The organism is Aestuariivirga sp. (assembly GCF_044239095.1).
Classification (GTDB): Bacteria; Pseudomonadota; Alphaproteobacteria; order Rhizobiales; family Aestuariivirgaceae; genus Aestuariivirga.
The window spans coordinates 1-13,201 of sequence record NZ_JBIICB010000103.1 but is presented as its reverse complement, the minus strand read 5'-3'; the positions used below and the strand labels follow the sequence as shown (position 1 = coordinate 13,201).

Below are 13,201 nucleotides of genomic sequence, written 5' to 3'. Positions count from 1 at the left end.
GGCGTCCCGCCCGCCGCCCACAAGCTCGGCACGGTGCGAGGGGATCGCGAGCGGATGATTGCGGTCTTCTCCTACTTCAACAGGCCTGGCCGCATGACCTTAATGCCGTCATCCCGGCGAAGGCCGGGATCCAGCTTCCTTCGGGCGCCAAAGCTGGACCCCGGCCTCCGCCGGGGTGACGCCAATTGAGGGGGATTACGTCTTCACATCCGCCACTGTCGCGCCCGGCATCTTCACCAGCTTCTCGAACCCGATTTCGAACACCGCATTCGGCGTCCCGCCCGCCGCCCACAAGCTCGGCACGGTGCGAGGGGATCGCGAACGGATGATTGCGGTCTTCTCCTGCTTCGACAGGCCGGGCCGCATGACCTTAATGCCGTCATCCCGGCGAAGGCCGGGATCCAGCTTCCTTTGGGCGCCAAAGCTGGACCCCGGCCTTCGCCGGGGTGACGCCAATTGAGGGGGATTACGTCTTCACATCAGCCACTGTCGCGATCTCCCTCAGCCTCGCATCCGCTTGCCTTCCGGGTCGAAGGGCGGCTCGGTGATGATGGTGGCCTTGCGGTTCTCGCCGATGATCTCGATCTCGAAGGCGCCGGCACCTGTTTCGCCCGCGAGTTCAACGGGCACGTAGCCCTGGGCCATCGACTTGTCGACGTAATGCGCATAGCCGCCCGAAGTGACCCAGCCCACGACCTTGCCCTTGTGCCAGATCGGCTCGTCGCCCAGCACATCCGCATCCGCCGCGTCGACGATCATGGAGACGCGGCGCAGCTTGCCGCCTGTGCGCTTCTCCTCCATCGCCGCCTCGCGCCCGATGAAGTCATTCTTGGTCAAGTCGATGAAGCGATCCATGCCGCCCTCGAATCCGCCGTAGATGGGGCGGAGTTCGCGGAACCAGGTAGGGAAGTTCTTCTCAAGCCGCATGCACAGCAGTGCCCGCATGCCGAAGTTGACGATGCCATGAGCGGCACCTGCGCGCATGATCTCCTGGTAGAGGCGGCGCTGGTACTCGGGCGTCATCCAGATTTCATAGCCTAAGTCACCGGTATAGGTGACGCGGTTGATGAGGGCGGGGCAGTGCGCCACCTCCATCGACCGGTGGTCCATGAATTTGAAGGCGGCGTTGGAGACGTCCTCGTCCACAAGCTGCTGAAGAACGTCACGCGACTTGGGGCCGGCGATGGAGAGGCCCACAAGGCCCATGTCATAGCGGTGGATGTGAACCGAGCCATCGGCAGGCAGGTGCTGCTCGAACCAGCGCATGTGATATTTCTGCGCCTGGCTCGATCCCCACATATAGAAGCAGTCATCCGCCGCCTTGGCGATGGTGAAGTCGCCGATCAGCTTGCCTGCGGGATTGAGCATGGGGGTAAGGTTGAGGCGGCCCGTCTTCGGCATCTTGTTGGTCATCAGCCGCGAGAGGAAGGCCTCCGCACCCGCGCCCGTGAAGCGGTACTTGGCGAAGTTGGCGATCTCGGTCACGCCCACGCCATTGCGGGTTGCCAGCACCTCGGCCTTCACATGCTTGAAGTCGTTGGAACGGCGGAAGGACACGATGTCCTTCGGCTCCACGCCCTTGGGCGCGAACCACAGCGGTGTTTCAAGGCCCCATGAGTCGCCCATCACGGCACCCTGGGAAATCATGATGTCATAAAGCGCAGTGGTCTGCTGCGGCCTTGCAGCGGGAAGCTCCTCGTTGGGGAAGCGGATGGAGAAGCGGCGGGAATAGTTCTCGCGCACCTTTTCGTTGGTGTAGGTGCGGGTGGCCCATTCGCCGAAGCGGGCGCAGTCCATGGCCCAGACGTCGAAGCCGGGGTCGCCGTTCACCATCCACTGCGAGAGGGCGAGGCCAACACCGCCACCCTGGCTGAAGCCCGCCATGACGCCGCAGGCGAGCCAGAAATTGCGGACACCCTGCACGGGGCCGACGATCGGGTTGCCATCGGGCGTGAAGGTGAAGGGCCCGTTGATGACGCGCTTGATGCCGGCAGTGGCAAGGGCGGGGAAGTGCTTGTAACCAAGTTCCAGGTTTGGCTCGATCCGGTCAAGGTCAGGCTGCAGCAATTCGCGGCCGAAAGCCCACGGCGTGTTCTTGGGGCTCCACGGCACGCAGGCGCGCTCATAGGTGCCGAGCACCATGCCGCTCCGCTCCTGGCGCATGTAGATCTCGGACTTGAAGTCGATGATGTGGGGCAGCTCGTGGCCGCGCTCCTTGTTATAGGCCACGACCTCCGGCATCTCGTCGGTCACGAGATACATGTGCTCCATGGCGAGCACGGGGAGCTCGATCCCCACCATGCGGCCAACCTCGCGCGCCCAGAGGCCGCCGCAGTTGACGACATGTTCGGCGTGAATGTTGCCCTTGTTGGTGATGACGTCCCACGTGCCGTCGGCACGGTGCTTCAGCTCCTCGACCTTGGTGTCCTGGTAGATCTCAGCCCCGCCGATGCGGGCGGACTTGGCATAGGCATGCGTCGTGCCCTCGGGGTCGAGGTTGCCGTCGGCGGCGTCGATCATGGCGCCGACGAAGTGCTTCTCCTCCAGCAGCGGATGCATCTTCTTGGCTTCCGCCATGGAGATGATTTCGGTCTCGAGGCCGAGATAGCGCGCGCGGGCGTGCGCCATCTTCAGCCATTCCATGCGCTCCGGCGTGTCCGCCAGGATCAGTCCGCCCGAGCGGTGCAGGCCGCAGGCCTGCCCTGAGATCTGCTCCAGCTCATTGTAGAGCGCGATGGTGTAGCCCTGCAGCTTGGCGACGTTCGGGTCGCCGTTCAGCGTATGGAAACCGCCGGCGGCATGCCAGGTGGAGCCCGAGGTGAGGATGTCGCGCTCGACCAGCACCACGTCCTTCCAGCCGGCCTTGGTGAGATGATAGAGCACCGAGCAGCCGACGACACCGCCGCCGATCACCACGACACGAGCCTGGGTTTTCATGGAATAATCCTTATGGAATGGAGCTTTCGCCAGCGGTTTTAGCCCGCGGCGATGGTGCCTGCAATCAGCGTGGGCGGTGAAAAGAATTCATCCGCACAAAAGAAATGGCCCCGCCGCAAGGCAGGGCCACTTCAAGAGAAAAGGGTGAGGCGCTTAGATCGCGTCCTTGACTTCCTTGGCGGCGCGGAAGGCCAGCTTCTTGGAGGCCTTGATCTTGATGGCTTCGCCCGTGGCGGGGTTGCGGCCCATGCGGGCGGGGCGCTTCTTGACCTGGAAGATGCCGAGACCGGTGACGCGCACCTTGTGGCCCTTCTTCAGGTTCTTGACGGTGAGTTCGACGAAGGCGCTCAGGAACTCGCCCGCTGCCTTCTTCGACATCTCGTGCTTCTCAGCCAGCTCGGCGGCGATCTTCGAAAGGGCAATCGTCTGGATCTTGTCGTCAGCCATGATTTCTCTCCTTATTGGGGTTGGCTGGCCGTGAGCGTTAACAAAGCTTTCGATTCGGGAAAACCCTTATTTTTCGCGGGTTTTGAGAAGCGTGATCGGGAAAACCCTTGAGAACCGGGGCTGATTGGCTGACGGGCCCACGAGAAAGCAATAAAAAGTGTTATATATCATGCGCTTAAGATGACGCCTCAGGAGGCTTTCCCGGGGCTTGCGTGGCGATGTCGAGGTGGTTCTTGAGGGGGATGGGGGCAAGCTGGTGCTTTGTGGAAAACGCTTTCAGATTGTCCCGCCTCTGTGCCTCGAGCGAATCGCCGGACATGTTGCGGGCATGGACCCTGATCGCGACGACCGCGCTCGGGATGCGTGTCAGTTCATGGCCGGCCCGCGCGACGCGGAGATACCAGTCCCAGTCCCAGTAGAAGGGAAGCGTCTCGTCGAAGGGCCCGAGCTCCGCATGCAGGCTGCGCCGGTACATGACGCCGGAGATCAGGATTGTGTTGTCACGCGTCAGCGTGTCCGCATCGGCATGGAAGGCGAAGGGCAGGCTGTCCCGCCCATCCTCGAAGGCCATGATGCCGTCAGCGTAGCAAAAGGCGGCGCCGCGGTCGAAGGCCTGAGCCGCCTTGTCGAAATAGGTCTCGTCGGTGAACCAGTCATCATCGTCCAGAAAGCAGATCACCTCGCCCGAGGCGTGAGCCACACCCATGTTGCGCGCCGGAACGGGGCCGCGCTCGCGGTTGTCGAGAACGGTGATTGACGGGTGCATGTGGCTAACCGCCTCTGCTGCCCCCACGCCGTCGTCGACGACGATGATCTCCCTCGGTGCATGGGTCTGCGCCAGTACGCTGGCAATCGCCTGTTTCAGGAAATGGGGGCGGCCACGGGTGGGAATGACGACGGAAATGCTGCTCATGTGTGGATGACAATTCGGTGCGAGGCGAGGATCGCTTGTTGACGTTCAGCGATGCTATAGCATGTTCCCATGATTGCCGCTCTGCAGATGTATGACTGGCCGGAAACACGGGCTGCCACGGACCGCTGGTGGGCGGGCCTGTCCCGGCATCTGGGTGTTGATGAGCCGCTGTCGCGCCCCAATGATTACACGTCTCCCTGGTTCGATGACGGGCTCGTCTTCGCGCAGACCTGCGGCTATCCCTTCACCCATGCGCTGAAGGGCAAGGTGCAGATCATCGCCACGCCGCATTACGCAGCGGATGGCTGCGAGGGGCCCAATTACTGCAGCGTCGTCTTCGCGCGGGATCAGCGGCGGCTGGAGGATTTCCGGGGAACTCGCGCCGCTCTGAACTCCAGCGACTCGATGTCCGGCATGCTGGCGCTGAAGCTGGTCTTCGCGCCCTTCGCCGAACATGGCCGCTTCTTCTCAGATGCCATTGAAAGCGGCGGCCACCTCCGGTCGCTGGCGGCCGTGCGCGAGGGCCGCGCCGATGTCTGCGCCATTGACAGCGTCTGCGTGGCGCTTGCGCGCCGCTACCGCCCGCAGGACCTCGACGGCCTCGTCGAAATCGCCCGCTCGCCCTCCGTTCCAGGCCTGCCCTGGATCACGCGGGCGGGCGACCCCAACCTTCTCCGCGCGGGCCTCGCAAATGCCTTCGCCGATCCTTCTCTGGTGGAGGCGCGGGAGGCGCTGCTGATGTCTGGCTATTCGGTGCTTGAGGCCAGTGCCTATGACCGTATCACTGCGCTCGAGGCGGAGATGGAAAAGGCCGGAGGGCTGGCGCTGCTCTAGGCTGGAGCCCATCTCATGTTGATCGCCCTAAGTCGCGTCATCCCGGCGAAGGCCGGGATCCAGCTTCTTCTGTCGGCGCGTGCTGATGCAAAGCTGGATCCCGGCCTTCGCCGGGATGACGCCACTTAAGGGATGATACACCCTTAAAGACGGTCACTTCCGCGCGCCAGCTGAGCTTTCCTCCGGCGATGGCCGCGCCTTCACGAAATCTTCCTTGGTTTCGCAATGCAGCGCCAGGGCGTGCAGCTTCGGGAACTTGTCATTGGGGAACACGTCCGGCAGGCGCAGCTTCATGAAGCCCGCCATGCAGCCGATGGTCACGTCGGCCTGCGTGAACTTGTCGTCGAAGAACCACGGCGCGCCGCAGTCATGTTCCAGCCGGTCAAGCCCCGCGCGGATCTGGGACAGCACGCGCTTCTCCAGGTCGCGGTTGATGTGCTTGTCGATGTGGAACAACCGCTCATAGAACAGGGCAACCGCCTTGTCCGTCGTGCCCAGCGCCATCACCACCGCCTGCAGCACCTTGCGCCGCTGCGGCCCATGGGCCGGTGTCAGGGCCCGCGCGGGGCCGGCCATCTCGTCCAGATGGTCGATGATGGCGGAGGAATCGATCAGCGTCTCACCGCTTTCGAGGATCAGGCATGGCACACGGATCAGCGGGTTGATCTTCTGAAGCTCCGGAATGTTCCGGAACACCGAGATCGCATTGCGCGTGAAGGGCATGTGGTAGTGGTTCAGCGTCACCGCCACCCGCCGCACGAAGGGAGAGTCGAACTGGCCCACGAGGATCATGGGTGTATTATTGGCTTTCATGGCCGTCGTGTCGAGTGCTTCTGAAGCCCAGAAGTTCGAACTACGACCGGATACCCACTACGTGACGGAACTGATTCAGAAGTGATAGTCCACTTGAAGTAAGCCTGACGAATTTCTGACGCCTGTCCGATGGAAGTTCGTCTGTTTCAACCAGATTAAGTCCTGGCTCACCAGGACGCTCAAATTCACCCAAGTAACGAAGATGGCGAGAAACGGTCGTGTAAGGAATGCCTATCTGTTTTGACAGTTGTTGAATTGAAAGTGGAGTATCGTTCTTCCGTCCGTCAGGACTATGTGTTGCGACTCCTAAAAGGGTTATAAGGATAGAAATCGGCATTTCAGGCGATCGGCTCTTTATCAGGTCGAGGCCCAGCAACAGATCACCAAGACGCACGCTACCAGCCATGAAACTCCTCCACTGTTGATGGGGATCATCCTAAGGTAGTGAAAATCTCAAGAAAAGAGGGCGCGCGTCTCAGTTGGCCATCAACCTTTCAAGCACTCTCTCCCGGCCGATGAGCGGAAGGAGCTGGGCCAGTTCCGGGCCATGGTCGAGCCCCGTGAGCGCAAGGCGGAGCGGCATGAACAGGGCCTTGCCCTTGCGGCCGGTTGCGGCCTTCACGGCCTCGGTCCAGTTTTTCCAGGTTGTGCCGTCCCATGGCGAGGCGGGCAAGAGGCCTCGCGCTTCCGAGATGAAGCCATGGTCCTCCGGGGCGATGACCGGGGCAACGGGGCCGAGAACGACCTTCTCCCAGTCTGCCGCTTCCGCCAGTTTCGCAATGTTGCCGCGTATTGCGAGCCAGAATTCCTCTGAAGCCGAGGGCAGCCTGTCCTTCACCGCGTCCCACGGCAAATGGTGCAGCAGCTTGGCGTTGAGCTGCGACAGCTCTGCCTCGTCGAAGCGGGCGGGTGCGCGGGACAGCTTGTCGAGATCGAAGCCCTCGACGAGTTCGGCATAATCCGCGCACGGATGGATGTTGTCGGAGGTGCCGAGCAGGGCGGCATGGCTCACCACCGCCATCGGCTCCAGCCCGCCTTCGCGCATGGAGGCGATGGAGAGCGAGCCCAGCCGCTTCGACAGGCCCTTGCCGTCAGCACCCGTGAGAAGGCTGTGGTGCGCATAGTTGGGAACATTCCCGCCCAGCGCTTGCGTGATCTCGATCTGCACCGCGGTGTTCACCACATGGTCCTCGCCGCGGATGACGTGGGTGATCGCGAAGTCGATGTCGTCGATGACGGAGGGCAGCGTGTAGAGATAGCTTCCGTCCTCGCGCACCAGAACGGGGTCGGAGAGGCCCGTGGTGTCGATCGCCTGGGCCCCACGGATCAGGTCGTTCCACTGCACCATGCGGCCATCAAGCTTGAAGCGCCAATGCGGCTTGCGGCCCTCTGTTTCGAGCGCGCGCTTCTCGTCATCCGTCAGCTTCAGCGCGGCGCGGTCATAGACGGGGGGAGCCCCGCGCGCCATCTGCCGCTTGCGGCGGCGGTCGAGCTCGTCAGCGGTTTCATAGCAGGGGTAAAGGCGGCCTGCGGCGCGCAGGCGGTTTGACACCTCGTCATAATGAGCGAAGCGCTTCGATTGCCATTCGATGCGGTGCGGATTGATGCCCAGCCAGTCGAGATCGGTGGCGATGCCCTCGGCGAAGGCCTGCGTCGAGCGCGCCGTATCGGTGTCGTCATAGCGCAGCACGAACTGCCCGCCGGTCTTGCAGGCCATCAGCCAGTTGAGGATGGCGGTGCGCGCATTGCCGATGTGGATGCGTCCCGTGGGCGAGGGTGCGAAGCGGACGATCGTCATGTTCACTGCCCGTCCCGGAAGCCGTTGGTGATCGGGTAGCGCCGGTCACGCCCGAAATTGCGCCGGGTGATCTTGACGCCTGGCGCTGCCTGGCGCCGCTTGTATTCGGCCACATAGAGCATGTGCTGCACGCGCCTCACCAGGGCCTCGTCGTAGCCGGTGGCGGCGATGATGTCGGCCACGGGGATCTCGTTCTCCACCAGGGCTTCGAGGATCGTGTCGAGCACGCCATAGGGCGGCAGCGAATCCTGGTCGGTCTGGTTCTCGCGCAGTTCGGCCGTCGGCGCCTTGGTGATGATGCGTTCGGGGATAACGTAGCCGCGCCCGTTGCGCCAGGAGGCCAGGCGGTAGACCTCCGTCTTGTAGACGTCCTTGATCGGATTGTAGCCGCCGTTCATGTCGCCGTAGAGCGTCGCATAGCCGACCGACATCTCGGACTTGTTGCCGGTGGTCAGAACCATCGATCCGAACTTGTTGGAAATCGCCATCAGGATCACGCCGCGGGTGCGCGACTGGAGGTTTTCCTCCGTGATGCCGGGAGTGGTGCCTTCGAACATGGGGCCGAGTGCAGAAAGGAAGCCCTCGACCGGCTGCTTGATCGGCACCACGTCATAGCGCACGCCGAGCAGCTTTGCGCATTCCTCGGCATCGGCGAGGCTGTCCTTGCTGGTATAGGCATAGGGCAGCATCACGCAATGCACCTTGTCAGCGCCCAGCGCGTCGACCGCCATTGCAGCGACGACGGCGGAATCGATGCCGCCGGAGAGGCCCAGCACCACGCCGGGAAAGCGGTTCTTCAGCACATAGTCGCGTAAGCCCAGCACGCAGGCCTGCCAGGTTTCGTGCTCCTTCTCTGGAAGGGTCACGATCTCGCCCGGCACGCAGCGCCAGCCCTCCGCTTCGCGGCGCCACTCGGTAAGCGCCAGCTGTTCCTCGAACATCGGCATCTGCCAGGCGATGGTGCGGTCGGCATTGAGCACGAAGGAGGCGCCGTCAAAGACGAGCTCGTCCTGCCCGCCCACCTGGTTGAGATAGGCCATGGGCAGTCCCGTTTCGGTGACGCGCGCGACGACGAGGTTCAGGCGAACGTCGTCCTTGTTGCGCTCGAAGGGCGAGCCGTTCGGAACGAGGAGGATTTCCGCCCCCGTCTCGGCCAGTGTCTCGCAGGTTTCCTCCGTCCAGATGTCCTCGCAGACCGGAACGCCGAGCCGGACACCCTTGAAGGCGATGGGGCCAGGTGCGGGGCCTGCGTCGAACACCCGTTTCTCGTCGAAGACCCCGTAATTTGGCAGGTCGAACTTGTGGCGCACCGCCTCGATGCGTCCGTTGGCGAGGAGGGCAACCGAGTTGTAGAGATGCGGGCCCTCGCGCCAGGGAAGTCCCATCAGCATGGCGGGGCCTGTCGCCGTGTCCTTCGCCAGATCCTCCACCGCCGCCCGGCAGGCCGCGACAAAGGAGGGCCGCAGCACCAGGTCCTCCGGCGGATAGCCGCAGATGAAGAGTTCCGGGAACAGGATGAGGTCCGCCTCCTGCGCCTGCGCGCGCGCCTTGCGGGCGCGGGCGAGATTGGCGTTGATCGCCCCGAGCGTGGGGTTGAGCTGGGCCAGCGCGATGATGAGTCTGTCGGTCATGTCTGGGGGTCTTAGCGGATGCAGGCCAGCCCTTCAATTGCGTGGCGTTGACGGCGGGCGCGCAAATGCGCATGACTGCCCGCATGATCCTGAAAAGCCTTATCGATGCCCGCCCTCCGGGCGATGCCGCCATCTCCGCCTCCGGACGCACCGGTCTGGCCTATGGCCTGTTTGCCTCCCTGTGCGAGGAAACTCTCCTGGCGCTCCGGGCCCTGGGCCTTCAGCGCAACGACAGGCTGGCGATGGTGCTGCCCAACGGGCCAGATATGGCGGCAAGTTTCGTGGCCGCGGCAAGTGCTGTCACCGCCGCGCCGCTCAACCCGGCATACCGGGAGGATGAGTTCCACTTCTACATGGAGGACCTGAAGGCCAGGGCCCTGCTGGTGGAGGAGGCCAGCACATCGCCCGCCATCGCCGCCGCGCAGAGGCTGGGCATTCCGGTCTTGACGCTTCGCCCCGCGCGTGAGGCCGGCGCCTTCACGCTTTCGGGGGACGCGGCAGGCCCCGCCGTCAGGCAGGGAGCGGCCGAGAGTGCTGACGTGGCGCTGGTGCTCCACACCTCCGGCACCACCTCAAGGCCCAAGATCGTGCCGCTGACGCATGCTAACCTGCTGGCGTCCGCCAACAACATCCGTGGCACGCTCCGCCTCACGGAGGCTGACCGCTGCCTCAGCATCATGCCGCTGTTTCACATCCACGGTCTGGTCGCCGCAGTGCTCGCGACCTTTGCCGCGGGCGGATCGGTTTTCGCCACGCAAGGCTTCAATGCGCTGAAATTCTTCGCGCAAATGGAGGAGGCGAAGCCGAGCTGGTACACGGCGGTGCCCACCATGCACCAGGCGATCCTGGCGCGCGCCGGACGCAACGAGGACATCATCAAGGCCCATCCGCTGCGCTTCATCCGCTCGAGTTCGGCCTCGCTTCCCGTGCCGGTGTTCCATGCGCTCGAAGCGGCCTTCGGCTGCCCGGTCATCGAGGCCTATGCGATGACCGAGAACGCCCACCAGATGACCTCCAACCAGCTGCCGCCGGGCAGGCGCAAGCCGGGTTTCGTGGGCTGCGCGGCGGGCCCGGAGGTTCAGGTGATGTCGCCTGATGGCAGGCTGCTCGGCCCCGGTGAGGAAGGCGAGGTTGTCACGCGCGGGCCCAACGTCACGCCCGGTTATGAAGGCAATCCGTTGGCCAACGAGGCAGGCTTCGCCTTCGGCTGGTTCCACACGGGCGACCAGGGCTTCATGGACGAGGACGGCTTCCTCAAGATCACGGGGCGTCTCAAGGAGATCATCAATCGCGGCGGCGAGAAGGTGGCGCCGATGGAGGTGGACGAGGTGCTGATGGAGCATGTTGCAGTGGCGCAGGCCGTCACCTTCGCCATGCCGCATGACAAGCTCGGCGAGGAGGTTGCGGCTGCCGTCGTGCTGCGCGAGGGCGCCTCCGCCGGCGAGCGGGAGTTGCAGGACTTCGCCAACCAGCGGCTCGCCGCCTTCAAGGTGCCGAAGCGCATCGTGATCCTCGAGGAGATCCCCAAGGGCGCCACCGGCAAGCTGCAGCGCATCGGGCTTGCCCAGAATCTGGGGCTGGCATGACGAAAATCTGCGTTTTCGGCGCGGGCGCCATCGGCGGCTATATCGGTGCGCGGCTGGCGATGAAGGGCGAGGCGGAGGTTTCGCTCGTCGCGCGCGGGGCGCATCTGGCGGCGATGCAGGCCAACGGCCTCACCCTGCGGCAGGCGGGCGAAACCCAGCTCGTGCGGCCGCGCGTGACGGATGACCCGCGCACGCTTGGACCACAGGACTTCATCATCCTGGCGATCAAGGCGCATGGCGTGCAGGGCATCATCGGCGATCTCATGCCGCTCATCGGCAGCGATACGGCGATCCTCTTTGCGCAGAACGGGCTGCCCTGGTGGTACTTCCACGGCATCGGCGGCCCGCTCGAGGGAACAAGGCTTGAGAGCGTCGATCCGGGCGGCGAGATCTGGAACCGGCTGGGGCCGGAGCGCGCCATCGGTTCCGTGGTCTGGCAGGCCGCCGAGCTCGAGGCGCCGGGCGTCGTTGCGCACCACTACGGTGACCGCATGCCCATCGGCGAGCCGACGGGTGAGAAGTCAGCGCGCGCCAGCCTGCTGAGCGGCCTTCTCACTGCAGCCGGCATCAAGAGCCCGGTTCGGCCCAATCTCCGGAACGAGATCTGGCTCAAGCTGTGGGGCAACCTCAGCTTCAACCCTGTCAGCGTGCTGACGGGCGGAACGCTCGTGGACCTCGCCACCGATCCCGGCACCCGCCGGGTGATCCGCGTCATGATGGAGGAGGCCCGCGCCGTGGCGATGGCGCTCGGCGTCAGCTTCGCCGTGGATGCGGAGGAGCGCATGGAGATGGCGGCGAAAGTGGGCGCACACCGCACCTCCATGTTGCAGGACGTGGAGGCAGGCCGCCCCACCGAACTCGAAGCCCTGCTCGGGGTGGTCATCGAACTCGCCGGGATCGTAAAAATCGGCACGCCGAGCTTGCAATTGGTCTATGATCTCTGCAAATTCCGGTGCCGGAGGGCCTGAGAAGGGCCGCCGCAGTTCAAGGACAGTCTCACATGCGCCTCGACAATGAAAAGCCCGACTATGACAGCATCGAGGACCGGCGCGGCCAGGGTGGCGGCTTCGGATTTCCCGGCGGCGGGCGCGGCGGTCGCATCAACATCCCGATGGGTGGCGGGCGCGCGGGCGGATTCAGCCTCAAGACGATCCTGTTCATGGTTGCGATGTATTTTATTCTGAAGCTGTTCGGCATCGATCTGCTCCAGGTCGTGAACCAGGGCGGAATGCCTGTGCCCAGCGGCACGGAGAGCCAGATCACGATCCCTGACGCAAAGACAGACATCACGGACAACAGTGGCGTTCCAGCACCCGGCAACACCACGGCGAGCGCCACATCGGATGCCGGCAAGGAATTCGTGGCGCGCGTGCTCGGCTCCACCAGCCGTGTCTGGGACCAGATCTTCACGCAGCTTGGGCAGCCCTATGAAAAGCCCAAGCTCGTGCTGTTCGAGGGCTTCGTCCAGTCGGCCTGCGGCATGGGGCAGTCGGCGATGGGGCCCTTCTACTGCCCGGGAGACAAGAAGGTCTACATCGACCTGAGCTTCTATCAGGACATGAAGAACAAGCTCGGCGCGCCTGGCGATTTCGCGCAGGCCTATGTGATCGCGCATGAGGTGGGCCACCATGTGCAGAACCTGCTCGGCATCGCGGGCAAGGTCACGGCACGCCGCATGCGCGTGTCGCAGGAAGAGGGCAACGCGCTTTCCGTGCGGATGGAACTGCAGGCCGACTGCTTCGCCGGCATCTGGGCCCAGGAGGCGAATGCCTCCGCCAACATCCTCGAGGACGGCGACATCGAGGAGGGCCTCAACGCCGCCGCCGCCATTGGCGACGACCGCCTGCAGAAGAAGTCCCAGGGCTACGTCGTGCCCGAGTCCTTCACGCACGGCTCATCCGAGCAGCGTGTGCGCTGGTTCAAGCGCGGCTTCCAGGCGACCAGCCTGCGCGACTGCGATACCTTCGCGACGGATAACCTCTAGCGCGCGTTCCGGCCAGGTGGAATCACCTGGTCGAAAAGAACGCGCGCAAGATCATGCTCTAAAGCGGCGGGCGGTCAGTTGAGATCAGCTTGCCCAGCGTCCTCTCCCGCAACGCGGGAGAGGAAGGGGACCCAACGAAGTTGGGGGAGGTGAGGGAATGCGGGGCTCCGAATTGTATGCAGCGCCCTTGTTCCCTCATCTCCCCGTTGCGTTCCGCAACGGGTCCCTTCTTCTCCCGCTGAAGGAGCGGGAGAAGAC

Annotated in this window: 12 protein-coding genes and 1 pseudogene; 5 read left to right on the top strand and 8 right to left on the bottom strand. The window is 64.0% G+C overall.

Annotation, left to right across the window (positions count from 1 at the left end; genetic code table 11):
* A pseudogene (locus ACILRA_RS11130) lies at window positions 1-189 on the top strand (hypothetical protein); the annotation flags it as partial.
* Between the two features lie 6 nt (window positions 190-195).
* On the opposite strand, the gene ACILRA_RS11125 reads toward ACILRA_RS11130, so the two are convergent.
* The 4 genes from ACILRA_RS11125 to ACILRA_RS11110 all read right to left on the bottom strand — a co-directional run bounded on the left by ACILRA_RS11125 (window position 196) and on the right by ACILRA_RS11110 (window position 4,297).
* Window positions 196-366, bottom strand: coding sequence for a hypothetical protein (locus ACILRA_RS11125; RefSeq protein ID WP_395662170.1), 171 nt, complete (start codon window positions 364-366; stop codon window positions 196-198).
* Window positions 367-501: 135 nt separating this feature from the next.
* Complete coding sequence (locus tag ACILRA_RS11120) at window positions 502-2,937, bottom strand: FAD-dependent oxidoreductase (protein WP_395662169.1); 2,436 nt, start codon at window positions 2,935-2,937, stop codon at window positions 502-504.
* A gap of 153 nt (window positions 2,938-3,090) precedes the next feature.
* On the bottom strand, window positions 3,091-3,384 hold the full coding sequence (locus ACILRA_RS11115; protein WP_395662168.1) for an HU family DNA-binding protein: 294 nt from the start codon (window positions 3,382-3,384) through the stop codon (window positions 3,091-3,093).
* 175 nt (window positions 3,385-3,559) lie between these two features.
* The gene (locus ACILRA_RS11110) at window positions 3,560-4,297 is read right to left on the bottom strand and encodes a glycosyltransferase family 2 protein (RefSeq protein ID WP_395662167.1); all 738 of its coding nucleotides are present in this window, start codon (window positions 4,295-4,297) and stop codon (window positions 3,560-3,562) included.
* A 69-nt stretch (window positions 4,298-4,366) separates the two neighbouring features.
* Here ACILRA_RS11110 and ACILRA_RS11105 point away from each other — a divergent pair, with 69 nt between their 5' ends.
* On the top strand, window positions 4,367-5,131 hold the full coding sequence (locus ACILRA_RS11105; RefSeq protein ID WP_395662166.1) for a phosphate/phosphite/phosphonate ABC transporter substrate-binding protein: 765 nt from the start codon (window positions 4,367-4,369) through the stop codon (window positions 5,129-5,131).
* 153 nt (window positions 5,132-5,284) lie between these two features.
* On the opposite strand, the gene ACILRA_RS11100 is transcribed toward ACILRA_RS11105, so the two are convergent.
* From ACILRA_RS11100 to ACILRA_RS11085, 4 genes are all read right to left on the bottom strand, one after another.
* Window positions 5,285-5,944, bottom strand: a complete 660-nt coding sequence (locus tag ACILRA_RS11100; RefSeq protein WP_395662165.1) for a glutathione S-transferase family protein — start codon at window positions 5,942-5,944, stop codon at window positions 5,285-5,287.
* A 40-nt stretch (window positions 5,945-5,984) separates the two neighbouring features.
* The gene (locus ACILRA_RS11095) at window positions 5,985-6,350 is read right to left on the bottom strand and encodes a winged helix DNA-binding protein (protein ID WP_395662164.1); all 366 of its coding nucleotides are present in this window, start codon (window positions 6,348-6,350) and stop codon (window positions 5,985-5,987) included.
* Window positions 6,351-6,419: 69 nt separating this feature from the next.
* The gene (gene gltX, locus ACILRA_RS11090) at window positions 6,420-7,742 is read right to left on the bottom strand and encodes a glutamate--tRNA ligase (protein WP_395662163.1); all 1,323 of its coding nucleotides are present in this window, start codon (window positions 7,740-7,742) and stop codon (window positions 6,420-6,422) included.
* 2 nt (window positions 7,743-7,744) lie between these two features.
* Entirely contained in the window at window positions 7,745-9,373 is a 1,629-nt protein-coding gene (locus ACILRA_RS11085) for an NAD+ synthase (protein ID WP_395662162.1), read from the bottom strand.
* A gap of 71 nt (window positions 9,374-9,444) precedes the next feature.
* Here ACILRA_RS11085 and ACILRA_RS11080 point away from each other — a divergent pair, with 71 nt between their 5' ends.
* From ACILRA_RS11080 to ACILRA_RS11070, 3 genes are read left to right on the top strand one after another with little or no spacing between them, the layout of a single operon-like run.
* Entirely contained in the window at window positions 9,445-10,959 is a 1,515-nt protein-coding gene (locus ACILRA_RS11080; RefSeq protein WP_395662161.1) for an acyl--CoA ligase, read from the top strand.
* Window positions 10,956-11,927 carry a 2-dehydropantoate 2-reductase gene (locus tag ACILRA_RS11075; RefSeq protein WP_395662160.1) on the top strand — a complete coding sequence of 324 codons (972 nt, stop codon included), beginning with the start codon at window positions 10,956-10,958 and terminating at the stop codon, window positions 11,925-11,927. The genes ACILRA_RS11080 and ACILRA_RS11075 overlap by 4 nt, the downstream gene beginning before the upstream one ends.
* 32 nt (window positions 11,928-11,959) lie before the next feature.
* Complete coding sequence (locus tag ACILRA_RS11070; RefSeq protein ID WP_395662159.1) at window positions 11,960-12,943, top strand: neutral zinc metallopeptidase; 984 nt, start codon at window positions 11,960-11,962, stop codon at window positions 12,941-12,943.
* The last annotated feature ends 258 nt before the right edge of the window (window positions 12,944-13,201 follow it).

What these genes read in the sequence shown, in the direction of transcription:
- ACILRA_RS11125 (WP_395662170.1), bottom strand. Translation starts at nt 366, where the DNA reads ATGCGGCCCGGCCTGTCGAAGCAGGAGAAGACCGCAATCATCCGTTCG.
- ACILRA_RS11120 (WP_395662169.1), bottom strand. Translation starts at nt 2,937, where the DNA reads ATGAAAACCCAGGCTCGTGTCGTGGTGATCGGCGGCGGTGTCGTCGGC.
- ACILRA_RS11115 (WP_395662168.1), bottom strand. Translation starts at nt 3,384, where the DNA reads ATGGCTGACGACAAGATCCAGACGATTGCCCTTTCGAAGATCGCCGCC.
- ACILRA_RS11110 (WP_395662167.1), bottom strand. Translation starts at nt 4,297, where the DNA reads ATGAGCAGCATTTCCGTCGTCATTCCCACCCGTGGCCGCCCCCATTTC.
- ACILRA_RS11105 (WP_395662166.1), top strand. Translation starts at nt 4,367, where the DNA reads ATGATTGCCGCTCTGCAGATGTATGACTGGCCGGAAACACGGGCTGCC.
- ACILRA_RS11100 (WP_395662165.1), bottom strand. Translation starts at nt 5,944, where the DNA reads ATGAAAGCCAATAATACACCCATGATCCTCGTGGGCCAGTTCGACTCT.
- ACILRA_RS11095 (WP_395662164.1), bottom strand. Translation starts at nt 6,350, where the DNA reads ATGGCTGGTAGCGTGCGTCTTGGTGATCTGTTGCTGGGCCTCGACCTG.
- gltX (WP_395662163.1), bottom strand. Translation starts at nt 7,742, where the DNA reads ATGACGATCGTCCGCTTCGCACCCTCGCCCACGGGACGCATCCACATC.
- ACILRA_RS11085 (WP_395662162.1), bottom strand. Translation starts at nt 9,373, where the DNA reads ATGACCGACAGACTCATCATCGCGCTGGCCCAGCTCAACCCCACGCTC.
- ACILRA_RS11080 (WP_395662161.1), top strand. Translation starts at nt 9,445, where the DNA reads ATGACTGCCCGCATGATCCTGAAAAGCCTTATCGATGCCCGCCCTCCG.
- ACILRA_RS11075 (WP_395662160.1), top strand. Translation starts at nt 10,956, where the DNA reads ATGACGAAAATCTGCGTTTTCGGCGCGGGCGCCATCGGCGGCTATATC.
- ACILRA_RS11070 (WP_395662159.1), top strand. Translation starts at nt 11,960, where the DNA reads ATGCGCCTCGACAATGAAAAGCCCGACTATGACAGCATCGAGGACCGG.